Annotated in this window: 3 protein-coding genes; all 3 read right to left on the bottom strand. The window is 57.3% G+C overall.

The features are described from left to right. Positions 1–55: 55 nt before the first annotated feature. The 3 genes from ACQE3E_RS05455 to ACQE3E_RS05445 are packed head-to-tail and all read right to left on the bottom strand — an operon-like array spanning position 56 to position 12,956. Positions 56–7,972: an amino acid adenylation domain-containing protein gene (locus tag ACQE3E_RS05455; RefSeq protein WP_427501300.1), complete on the bottom strand. Its 7,917-nt coding sequence runs from the start codon at positions 7,970–7,972 to the stop codon at positions 56–58. Beyond that, on the bottom strand, positions 7,969–11,310 hold the full coding sequence (locus ACQE3E_RS05450; protein WP_427501299.1) for an amino acid adenylation domain-containing protein: 3,342 nt from the start codon (positions 11,308–11,310) through the stop codon (positions 7,969–7,971). The genes ACQE3E_RS05455 and ACQE3E_RS05450 overlap by 4 nt, the downstream gene beginning before the upstream one ends. A 38-nt stretch (positions 11,311–11,348) precedes the next feature. Then, a complete protein-coding gene (locus tag ACQE3E_RS05445; RefSeq protein ID WP_427501298.1) occupies positions 11,349–12,956 on the bottom strand; it encodes an MBL fold metallo-hydrolase in 1,608 nt (535 codons plus the stop codon). Positions 12,957–12,977: the final 21 nt, after the last annotated feature.

The raw sequence follows: 12,977 nt of genomic DNA, 5'->3' as shown, positions 1-12,977 counted from the left end.
CTGTTGCATTCGCTTTACACTCGGAAGACGACTGCACACCCGGTTCTCCCCATCGTCATTCGCCGTTTTTTTCGATCTTGCCGGCGTCTATCCATCCGCTACGTACAAAATAGTCGCGGTAACGCGCCAGCAAGGTATCTTCAATGGGTTGGTAAGCCATGCCTCGCGCCGCAAGCCTGCGTTGCGTTGCCGAGCAGTCGTAGCCTGCGGCTTCGTCACTATCCGCTGCCCCGTCCGGCTCCGCCTCCTCGGCAAAGAGCGTCAGCAACGGCACCAACGCAAAATCGGCTATCGTTTCCGCGGCGGCGAGCATTGCCGCCCGCCATTGCCGAGTCGATACCTTGCGCAACGGAAAACCGGCGGCAATAAACCAATCGAACCAGGCATTTGCGGTTGGCGGATAGGGATGATTCAAATGAAAAACGCCGCCGGCAACATCAGTTTCTTGCGCCAAGGCCACGATCGCCCCGCTGACGAAATCCACCGGCGCCATGTCCAAACGGCTGTCGACTTCCGGCGCCAGGCCCATCTGTATACAGCCCTTGAAGACGCGGCATAAAAAATCGTCGGTATTCCAGACGCCGTTACGGCTGTCGCCGGCAACCGTCGCCGGCCGGTAGACGGCTACCTGAAAGCCTCGCAGGCTTGCCTTGCGCAATATGGCCTCCGCCACCCATTTGCTTTGCGCGTAACCGCCGACCAATGCGTCGCTAAGTCGCGGTTCGTCTGTTTCCGTAAAACCTTGCGGATTCGAGGGATTGCCGGCGAATACCGACAAGGTAGAAACGTAATGAATCGCTTTCGGCCGCTCCGTCGCCGCCAAACGCAAGACTTCGACGCTGCCGGACACGTTGGCGGCCTTCAAGGCCCGGTAGGGCTGAACGAAATTGACCAATGCACCGTTGTGGAAGATCGCATCGACGCCGGCGGCGATTTCTCGGTAACGATCTTCGCTAAGCCCCAGGCATTCGGACGCCAAATCCCCACACACAGGAATCACTCGCCGCCAATCAATGCGCTCGAGTAAGTCATAACGTGCCAATTGCTTTTCCAGTCGGCTAAAGGCCTGCGCTTCGTCGGCGGCGCGGATCAGGCAATAAACATGGGCCTGGGTTTGTTCCAATAAATCGGCCAACAAAAATGCGCCGAGAAATCCGGTCGCTCCGGTCAGCAGCAGAGCGCGAGATTGCCCAAGCTCGGCCGGTTTGGCCGGCAAGGGCAGAATATCGCTACCCAGCCCGGCTTCGACCTGCAGATCGAGACTTTCTTCGTCGGCCTCGCCGCTTAACCAGCCGGCTTGCTCCGCTACGGTCGGTTTTTCGAACACGGCTTTGACCGGAAATGGCAGTCGCAACCGATTTTGAACGGCAAAGGCCAACTGCGTCGCCAACAACGAATGCCCACCCAGTTCGAAAAAGTCGTCTTCGACGCCGACTTTTTCCACGCCCAACACTTCCCGCCAAATTTCGGCCAACAGGGTTTCGGTTTCTGTGCGCGGCGCGACGTATGGCTTTCTCAATTGTTCGCCGATGTCCGGGGCCGGCAGTTTTTTCCTGTCCAATTTGCCGTTGGCAGAAAGCGGCATCTCGTCCAACACCACGAAGGCACTGGGCACCATGTAGTCCGGCAAAGTTTGTTTGAGTTGAACTTTCAATTCATCGATGACCAAGGTTCCAAGCTGGTCTTCCACCAAATAGGCCACCAGTCGTTTGTCGCCCGGTTGATCTTCCCTCGCCAGCACCGCGGCTTCCTTGACGTCCGGGTGTTGCAGCAACCGAGCCTCGATCTCGCCCAGCTCTATCCTAAAACCGCGAATTTTGACTTGGTGATCGATGCGGCCCAAAAACTCGATCGCGCCGTCGGCCCGGTAACGGGCCAAGTCGCCGGTTTTGTACAAGCGGCCGCCGCCGGCTTGGAACGGATCGGGAATGAAGCGTTCGGCGCTCAAGGCGGGACGGTTCAGATAACCCCGCACGATGCCGGCGCCGCCGATATATAACTCGCCGGCCACACCGACCGGCGCCGGATTTAGGTAGCTGTCGAGGATATAGAGACGGACGTTGCCGATAGGCCGGCCTATGGCCAGCGGCCGGTCGAGGTCGTCCAAACTCGCTTGATAGACGCTGCTCCACACCGTGGCTTCGGTCGGGCCGTATTCGTTGTAGAGTTTGACGGCCGGCAGAGCGGCGAAATGACGCTTGACCACCTCGGTCGCGCAGGCTTCGCCGGCAACGATGGCAGCCTTCAGGCTGTCCAATTTTTCGGACGCTTGCTCTAATAACAAAGTATACAGCGACGGCAAGGCCAACAGATGCGAAACCCCATGGCGTTCAATCAAGTCCGCCAAGGCGACCGGGTCTTTGCCCGCTTCGTCCTTCGGCAGGCACAGACAGCCGCCCTGCCCCAGCGTCCAGAAGATGCCGGCCACCGAGCTGTCGAAGGCGAACGACGACAGCAACAGATAGGCCCGAACCGGATCGGCATAATAAGCAAACCGCGCTTGGGTCGAATGCAGCGCATTGCCGTGCGCCACCGCCACACCTTTGGGCTGGCCGGTCGAGCCCGAGGTGTAGATGATGTAGGCCAAATCCAGCGGGTGGTTGCACGGTTCGGGGTTATGCTCAGGACATGGGGCGATGGCCGGCCAATCGCTGTCCAGACATAGCGTTTTTAATGCCCCCTCACCCCGGCCCTCTCCCGCTGGGAGAGGGCGAGGGCGCCGGCCGACGTCGTCCGTAGGGTACGCACCGCGTACCGGTCCGGCGCCAACACCGGGTTCAGCCAAGGCACGCGGTGCGTACCCTACGCCTCGATTATTCCCCGCCAACATCTCCGTCAAGCCTTGCCGAGTCAACAGCAGGCTAACGCCGGCGTCGTCCAGCATGTAACGCAGCCGTTCCTCGGGATAGTGAGGATCGAGCGGCACGTAAGCCCCGCCGGCCTTCAAAATGCCCAGCAGACCGATCACCATTTCCAACGAACGCTCGATGCAGATACCCACCAACCCATCCGGGCCGACGCCCCGATCGATTAGAGCGTGCGCCAGCTGATTGGCTTTGACGTTCAGTTCGGCATAAGTCAGGCTGCTATCTTCGAAGCTCAATGCAACGGCATCCGGCGTTTTCTCGACTTGAGCCTCGAACAACTGGTGAATGCAACGGCCTTGCGGATACTCTACTTCGGTAGCGTTCCACTCTTGCAAAAGTTGCCGTTTTTCGCCATCGGTCAGCAACGGCAATTCAAAAATCCGTGTTTGCGGACACTCGAGCGCCGCTTGCAACAATATCAAGTAATGCCGCGCCAATCTTGCCATCGTCTCGGCGTCGAACAAATCGTTGTTGTATTCGAAGCTGCCGCCCAAGCGACCGTCCGGCCAGTCCTGGATGTGCAGGGTCAGATCGAACTTGGCGGTTCGACTGTCGTCTTCGAGCACGGCGACCTCCACATCAGGCAAACTCAAGGTCAGGTTGTCGCGGTTTTGCAGCACGAACATGACTTGGAACAACGGACTGCGGCTGGGATCGCGCGTAGGTTGCAAGGCTTCGACCAGCTTTTCGAACGGCAAATCCTGGTGGTTTTGCGCGTCCAATACCGTCGCCCTGATTTGCTCCAACAGCTCGGCAAAGGGCGGATTGGCCGATAAGTCGCTACGCAACACCAGGGTGTTGACGAAGAAACCGATCAAATCTTCGATTTCCTGGCGGTTACGGTTGGCGAACGGGGTGCCGACGCAGAGGTCGGTCTGGCCGCTATGGCGGCTCAACAAGAGTTTGAATACCGAGAGCAAGAGCATGAACAAGCTAACGTTGTATCGATTGCTCACGGCTCTGGCTTGCAAAGCCAATGCCGGCGGGATTTCGAAACCGAAATGAGCGCCCCGGTAAGTCTTCAGCGCCGGCCTTGGCCGGTCGGTTGGCAGCTCCAAGACACCGGACGCGCCTTGCAAGCGCTCGCGCCAGTAGCCTATTTGCCTATCCAATTCCTCGCCGCTCAGCCAATGGCGTTGCCAGCAGGCGAAATCGGCGTATTGGATCGGCAATTCGGCCAGCGGCGAGGCTTGATGCCGCGCAAAAGCCCGGTACAGCGCGGCAAACTCTTTGACCAAGACCGCCGAAGACCAACCGTCCGAGACGATGTGATGCACGGTCAGCATCAGGATGGCGTCCTGGCTGTCGCCGCTGTCGTCCAGCATCAGCAAGCCGGCCCGAATCAACGGCCCCCGGCGCAAATCGAAAGGCTTGGCGGCTTCGTCGCGGCACAGCGCCTGCCAAACGCAGGGCCGGTCGGTAGAGGTCAAATCCACACTGTCGATCTCGAGTGTCAAACTCGGCAATATTTTTTGCACCGGCTCGCCGTCCTCGCCCGTCTCGAATATCGTCCGCAATACTTCGTGGCGACGAACGATCTCGCTAAAACTTTGCCTCAAGGCGGCAAGATCCAAACGGCCGGACAAACGCAACGCCACCGGAATGTTGTAGAGCGGACTGTCAGGTTCCAGTTGATCCAGAAACCATAGCCTTTGCTGGGCGAAGGACAATGGGATGGGCGCCGAACGCATGGCCGCCGCGATGGTAAATTTGTCCTCATTCATTGCGACGCCCGGATGAGCGCGTTTTTCGTCGTCGATTATTTCCGCCAACGTAGCGACGTTGCCGGCCTCGAACACGCTGCGCAGCGGCAAATCGATCGAAAAGCATTTAGCCACCCGCGACGCCAGCTGGGTCGCCAACAACGAATGCCCGCCCAATTCAAAGAAATCGTCTTCGACCCCGACTTTTTCCACGCCCAACACTTCCCGCCAAATTTCGGCCAACAGGGTTTCGGTTTCGGTGCGCGGCGCGACGTATGGCTTTTTCAATTGTTCGCCGATGTCCGGGGCCGGCAGTTTTTTCCTGTCCAATTTGCCGTTGGCAGAAAGCGGCATCTCGTCCAACACCACGAAGGCACTGGGCACCATGTAGTTCGGCAAAGCTTGTTTGAGTTGGACTTTCAATTCGTCGATGACCAAGGCGCCATGCTGATCTTCCACCAGATAAGCCACCAAGCGTTTGTCGCCGGGTTGCTCTTCGCGCGCCACGACCACCACCTCTTTGACCGCCGGCTGTTTCAGCAGCTCGGCTTCGATTTCTCCGAGTTCTATCCTGAAACCGCGAATCTTTACCTGGTGATCGATGCGCCCCAAAAACTCGATCGCCCCGTCGGCCCGGTAGCGAGCCAAGTCGCCGGTTTTGTACAAGCGGCCGCCGCCGGCTTGGAACGGATCGGGGATAAAACGTTCGGCCGTCAGCTCGGGGCGGTTCAGATAGCCGCGCACGATGCCGGCGCCGCCGATGTAAAGTTCGCCGGCGACGCCAACCGGCAGCGGATTGAGTGATTTGCCCAGAATATACAGGCGGACGTTGGCGACCGGCCTACCGATCGCCAACGTCCGATCGAGGTCGTCCGAACCGGCTTGGTAAACGCTGCTCCACACTGTGCCCTCGGTCGGGCCGTATTCGTTGTAGAGTTTGACGACCGGCAAAATAGCGAAATGACGCTTAACGACTTCGGTGGCGCAGGCTTCGCCGGCGACGATGGCGGCCTTCAGGCTCTTCAATTTTTCGGACGCTTGCTCTAATAACAAAGTATACAGCGACGGCAAGGCCAACAGATGCGAAACCCGCTGGCGTTCGATCAAAGCGGCCAAAGCCGCAGGGTCTTTACCCGCCTCCTCGCTCGGCAAACACAAACAACCGCCCTGCCCCAGCGTCCAGAAGATGCCGGCCACCGAGCTGTCGAAGGCGAACGACGACAGCAACAGATAGGCCCGAACCGGATCGGCATAATAAGCAAACCGCGCTTGGGTCGAATGCAGCGCATTGCCGTGCGCCACCGCCACACCTTTGGGCTGGCCGGTCGAGCCCGAGGTGTAGATGATGTAGGCCAAGTCCTGCGACCGGTTGCGAACGGCGGGATTGTGTGCCGGGTAAAACGCCGCCTGCAGCCAATCGGCGTCCAAATAAAAACTGCGTTGCCGATCGAAATCCGTTAACTCCGCCAAACCGGAACGGGTCAACAGCAGGCTGACGCCGGCGTCGTCCAGCATGTAACGCAGCCGTTCTTCGGGATAGTGAGGATCGATCGGCACGTAAGCCCCGCCTGCCTTCAAGACGCCCAGCAGGCCGATCACCATCTCCAACGAGCGCTCGATGCAGATACCCACCAGCACGTCCGGGCCGACGCCGTGCTCGATCAAATAATGCGCTAGTCGATTGGCTTTAGCGTTCAGTTCGGCGTAAGTCAGACTGTTGTCTTCGAAGCTCAAGGCAACGGCGTTCGGCGTCCTTTCGACTTGAGCTTCGAATAAGGCCTGTAAGCAAGACGACTCAGGGTAGTCGACTTCGGTCGCGTTCCAATCGAACAATAATCGCCGCTTCTCGGCTGCGGATAACATGGCGATTTCGGCAACCGCTTTATCGGGATCGTGGCGTAAAGCATCGTCCAAACCCTCGGCAACGGTTCTCATATAGTCGGCGATACGCAAAGGATCGATTCCCGGCGCCGCTTGCACGGTCAATGCGAAATCATCGCCGAAATCGTCGACCGCCAGCGTCAACGGATAATTGCTGCGCTCCTCGCTGAACAAGACCCGCGCCCCCTCCCAGGCCATCAAGGCCTTATCGTCCGCCTCGACGATGGCCGCATGCCGATAATTGATCAAGGTCGTAAACAGCGGCGTGCCGGACGGCACGGCGCTACAGCGTTGCGCCGTCGCCAACGAGGCTTGTTCGTGAGCCAATAAGCTATTCAAGCGCCGATGCGTCAACGCAACCACCTCGCGGCAAGCGTGCCGCCCTAACGGCACGCGGATCGGCAAGGTATTGATGAACATTCCCACCGCACGCTCGGCGCCGGCACCGCCGTGCAAACGCCCCGACAAAACCGTACCGAACACTACGTCGTCGCGGCCGCTGCAACGCCCCATCACCACCGCCCAAGCGGCATGCAGCAAACCGGCCGGACTAACGCTGCAACTGCGCGCCGTATCGCGTATCCGCCGCGATAATTCCGTGTCCAAGCGCAAGGTCGCTTCTTCGACTTTACCGCCGTCGCCTTGCACGTTCAATAAACCGAACGGCGCAGTAGTCTCATAAACGTCGCTCAGTTGCTCTCGAAAATAAGCCTCGTGTTCGGCCTGCGAAGTGCGGCGCATCCTGGCGATAAAATTGCGATACGGCAAAGGCGCCCGCAACTCGTCGCCGCGCCCGGCCAGCAACAAGCGAATTTCCGACAACACCAACTGTAAGGTATAGTTGTCGTCGATCAAGTGATGATTCAGTAACACCAAACGCCAACCCAAACCGTCCTGCTCGGCGGCGATGTAAACCTGCAATAAAGGCGCTTGTTGCAAATTCATCCGGCACTGTCTGGGGTCCGTTGTCGCCGACAAACGGGCTTCTGCGTCGCCGCCGTATAAGTCGTGTACCGGCAATTTCGCCCGGCGCTGCACGACCTGCACCGGCTGCCGCAAGCCTTGCCAATGCATAGCGCTGCGTAAAATATCGTGCCGCTCTATCACGGTTTGCAAGGCCGCGAGAAAATGATCCAAATAGCGCCGATTTTCGAAGACGATTTGGGTCCGCGTAACGTAAGGATCGCCTTGGCTTTCCAGCAAATGATGAAACAAGATACCTTCCTGTAACGGCGCCAAGGGATAAATATCTTGAATATTGGCGGCACCGCCGTCGACGTTTGCGACGATGGCATCGATTTCTTCCTGGCTTAATTCGACCAGGGTCAGCATTTGCGGCGTAATCGATACATCTCGGCCGTTACGCAAGGCAGTCAGCAAACCCTGCTTATGTAGTTTCAACCGCGCCAGCAAGTCTTCGTCCATCGCCCCCTGCGGGGCCCGTATCACCAGTTCGCCTTCTTCTTCCAATAAGGCGATATTCCGGGATTTCAGCAGCGAAAAAACAGCGTTCAAACTCATAGCCGGAATTCCTCCGTCGGCGTATTAGCGGATAATGAAAAAGCATCGGAAATAAGATTCGGCGGTATCCAGTCGGTCGCCTCATCCTCGGCGATCGCTGCCGCCAGATCCGCCAATAGCGGCCGGGCGAATACCTCGCGGGCCGGCAAATTCCAACCTCGTTGCCGCAGGCGCTCGACTAGCGTTAAGGCCAACAAGGAATGGCCGCCTAATTCGAAAAAATGATCGTTACGGCCAACACGCTCGAGTTCCAACAAGTCTTGCCAAATTTCGGCCAACGCCGCTTCCGCCTCGCCTTGCGGCGCTTGGTATTCCCGGCCTAATACAGTCTCCGTGTCCGGTGCCGGTAAAGCGCTTCTATCGAGCTTGCCATTGGCGTTCAACGGCAAGGAAGGCAACAGTACGAAGGCCGCCGGCAACATGTAATCGGGCAAATCGGCCGCCAACTGCTGGCGCAATTCGCCAAGCGATAATTCGCCGCCGGAACGGCTGGTCAAATAAGCCACCAAACGCTTGTCGCCTAAACGATCGCCACGGGCTACCACGACCGCCTCGCCGACGCCGTCACAGGCTGCCAAACGGCTTTCGATCTCCCCTAATTCGATGCGAAAACCGCGCAACTTGACTTGAAAATCGTTGCGGCCTAGATAATCGATGCCGCCGTCGGCGCGCCAGCGCCCCAAATCGCCGGTCTTATAAAGCCGCGCCCCTTCCGCAAACGGATCGGGTAGAAAACGCTCGGCGCTCAAGGCCGGCTTGCGGCAATAACCGCGACCGACCGCAATGCCGCCGATATAAATTTCGCCGATAACCCCCAACGGCACAGGCTGCAACGCGGAATCGAGAATGTATAACCGAGTATTGGCAATCGGCCGGCCGATAGGCGGCGTAGCGCCATCGTCTTGTTGGCACAGCCAGGCCGTCACGTCGACCGCCGCCTCGGTCGGCCCGTACAGATTATGTAAGGCCACGTTCGGCAAGGCTTCGTGAAACCTTGCTGTCAAAGCCGCCGGTAAGGCTTCGCCGCTGCATAGCACTTGCCGCAAGGAACGGCATTTTGCCGCATCCAAACCGGGCAAAAAGGCCTGCAGCATAGACGGCACGAAATGCAAGGTCGTCACGCCGGCCACTTCGATCAAGTCCTGCAAATAGTCGGGCTCTTGATGGCCTTTGGGGCGAGCCAGCACCAGTTCGGCGCCCGCCAATAACGGCAGAAAAAACTCCCAAACCGACACGTCGAAGCTGAAGGGCGTTTTCTGCATCACCTTATCGCCAGCCGTCAGCTGATATTGGTCTTGCGCCCACAACAAACGGTTAACTACCGCGTCGTGCTGGTTCATCGCTCCTTTGGGCTGGCCAGTCGAACCGGAGGTATAAATAACGTAAGCAAGATTGACCGGCGCCAAGCCCATGGCCGCCGCATCGGGATTGACATCGGAACGTAAAGCGATCGCGGCCTCGGTATCGGCGTCGTCGAGCAACAGCGTCCTAACGCCGGCAAGCGCCGGCTCCGGCCAAGCTCCGCATAAACTTTGCCGGCCAATCAGCAATCTTGGCTCGCAATCGGCCAGCATAAATCGCAGCCGTTCGGCCGGATAATCGGGATCTAGCGGCACGTAAGCCCCGCCGGCTTTCAGGATAGCCAACAACGCGACCACCATTTCCAGCGAACGCTCCAGACAAACGCCGACCAGGACTTCCGGCCCCACGCCTCGCCCGATCAGCTCGTGAGCCAAGCGATTGGCTTTGGCATTCAACTCGGCATAACTCAGGCAATCGGCCTCGAAACGTAAGGCTGCGGCGTTGGGGGTCTTGGCCGATTGAGACTCGATCAAGGCATGAACCAATCGCGGCCGGCTTCGATAATCGCGCTCCGTGGTGTTAAATTCCTCGACGATCCTGCGGTACTGTTCGGCCGGCAAAGCCGTCAATTGCCATAAGGATTGCTTCGGCTCGGCCGCCGCTTGTTCCAGCAAAACCCGTAAATGCCCGGCCATCCGCTCTATCGTTTCGGCGGCGAATAAGTCTTTGGCGTACTCGAAACTGCAGGCTAAACGCCCCTCGCCTTCGTCGACGAACAAGGTCAAATCGAACTGGGCGGCGCCGTTGTTTAACGTCAAAGGTGAAACATTCAGACTCCCCATCCGAAAATCCGCCACCGGCACGTTCTGCACCGCCAGCATCACTTGAAACAAGGGCGCATGGCCGGGGTTGCGGGGCGGATTCAGGGCATCCAATAACTGTCCAAAAGCTAATTCTTGGTGATTTTGATCCTGTAAGGCTTGTTCGCGAAGCTGAGCCAACCAGTCGGCGAAAGAGATTTCGCCTTCGACCCGGCAACGCAACACCAAAGTATTGACGAAAAAACCGATCAAACTGGCAACCTGGCTACGATTGCGGCCGGCCACCGGATAGCCGATGCAAAAATCCCGGCTGCCGGAATAGCGGTGCAACAGCGCCGAAAACGCCGCCGCCATGACCATGAACAATGTGGCCTTGTGTTGCCCGGCCAATTGCTTGACTTGCCGGCTCAAATCCTCGCTTAATTCGAAGCGATAAACTTCGCCGCTGTAACTAGGCTGCGGCGGCCGCGGACGGTCCAAGGGCAATTCCAGCAGCGGCGGCGCGCCGGCCAACTTGGCCGTCCAATATTCCAATTGGCTTTGCCGTTGCGCGTCGCGGCCGCGTTGCCAAACGCAATAATCGGCGTATTGAATCGCCAGTTCCGGTAAAGGCGACGGCCGGCCTTCGGCGAAGGCTTGGTAAAGGGTCGCGACTTCTTGCATCAACACCGCGACCGACCAACGATCGGACACCATATGGTGTAAGACCAGCAACAAAATATGCCGCTCGCCGCCCAAGTCAACCCATGCTCCCCGAAGCGGCGGCTGCAGGTCTAGCCGGAACGGACGGCGAATGAAGTCTTGCGCCCGCGTCTCGAAAGCCGGCATTTTTTCGTTTTCCGCCAACGCCGACAAATCCCAATCTTCCAGCGGCAATTGCGCTTCGGTTTCGACTTGCTGGCCGGGCCCCCCTTCCAACGCCAAAAAACGACTGCGCAAAATTTCGTGGCGCCGGACCACTTCGCTCAAGGCTTGCGCCAACAGCTCGCCGCGTAAAGCGCCATCAAGCCGCACAGCTCCGGCAACGTTATAAATCGGATTGTCCGGCTCCAATTGCGACATAATCCATAGGCGCTCTTGCGAATAGGATAAAGGCGCCGTTTCACCAGCTGCGCGCTTCGTTATCGAGTCAGCCGTGGTATTCTGCCCGAGGCGGGCAATCAAACGCGAGCGATCAGTTGTTACGGAAACAGGGTTAGCGGTTGAGATAGTCATGTCGTGTCGAATCCTTAAGTTGATAAAAGAGAGCCGACTTAATCCTGGCCTAGAAAAATCTCGTCGCATCCATATAGACGCCGGGCATCGCTAAAGCCACGCTCATGACAAACCGTTAACATTTTGTTGATTTCGCGAATGTAGGCATCGTCGTCTTCCGGCTCCAGCGCCATGAAATATTGCAGCCACGGCTCGCGACCAATGGCGTAGACGTAGACGCGATTGGCGCCGACGGCTTCCAGTAATTGCAATGCGCCTTCGGCATTGCTGCCGTTGGAGCGTCTGGCCTGACAGTGCTTGTGATCCGGCAGCTTAGGTAATAAAGCGCCGTAAACCCAGGAGAGCGGTGCGCCAATGCATTCCATGCCTAAAAACACCGTGTCGATAGATCCATATTCAGCACATAGATTCTGGTACATGTGCTTATCCAGGCAGTTCGAATCGGCAGCAAACAACAATTTCCGGTTCCCGGCGCGAACTAAATAGGCGCTTTTCGCAAAAGGCAAATCATTGTGTTCGCCCAGGAAAGGTACCGCGACGATCTCACCACCGGTAAACGAGATACTATCTAACGGATCAACTTCAACGACCTGCTGAAAACCCAATTCTCTGGCCAACAGTTTCATCGAGATATCGGCATAAAAAATGCCCGAACTTTTAGGTACAACTAGGCAACCAATTTTGTGCCGTAACCGTAATAGGGTTTCGAAGACATAATGGTCATGATGAACATGAGTAATTAGCACGTAATCGATATGTGCCGGCAAATCTTGAAAACTATAACGATCTATTCCACCCTGACTGGGTTTTACAGCAATGAAGGGATCAATCAGCACGGCAATACCAGCGGCTTCGATTAAAACGCCGGCGTGACCAAGGTATCGGAGGCGCGGACCTGGACCCTGCCAGGGTTCGGCAGTGCGAGCCGATTGCGCGGTTAATAAACGGATCAGTTTATCTTCGTCGCAAGCATCCAAGCCCAGAACCTCCCGGATATAGCCCAGGGATTGAGGCTGACTATCCAGTTTGAATAATTCGTCGACGGCCAACTCGGCAAACGGAATCTGCCAAGATACGCTATCGTCATCGGGCAGGCGTGGCGTACTCATATAATACGCACGGACTCTGTCGTGGGTTTGGGTAAAAAGCCGTAACGATTGCAAGTGCTTTTTGTAATGCCGACTTTTATAAAGAAGGCTCTCGATACAGCGGACAATCGGGCGGTTGTTATAGTCATAGAGCAGTTCGACGAAACCGCGTAACGACTGGGGTAGCTGAGGGTAATACACTTCCAGACTTTGCCCGATAGCCTCTCGATCCAGCAGATTCTGAAAAGCGATGAGATCTTCGGCCATTTGCAGACTTTCCGCATGCTCACCGCCCATACGTTCCAACATTTGCGCAATGTCAGCCACCCTGTCGATCGGTACGTTGACAAAAGGGCCACCCAGCAGTTTTGGATTGGCGCTGGATTTAAGATGAATTTCGGGATTTTGCAGATATGAGGTCAGATTTTTCTTCTGATAATTCAGCATATGCAGACTGTAGGGGACCGGCGAAAAAGTGTGCGGCCAGGCAACCCAGTAATCAACCAGAGCTTCTACTGCAGTGGAATCGGCAAGTCGGTATAGGGCTCTGTCGTTCATGGCTTCCGTTTCCTATTCATT

Origin of the sequence: Methylomonas sp. MED-D (genome assembly GCF_050276835.1) — a bacterium.
GTDB lineage: Bacteria > Pseudomonadota > Gammaproteobacteria > Methylococcales > Methylomonadaceae > Methylomonas > Methylomonas koyamae_A.
This window is presented reverse-complemented; position numbering and strand designations above follow the sequence as displayed.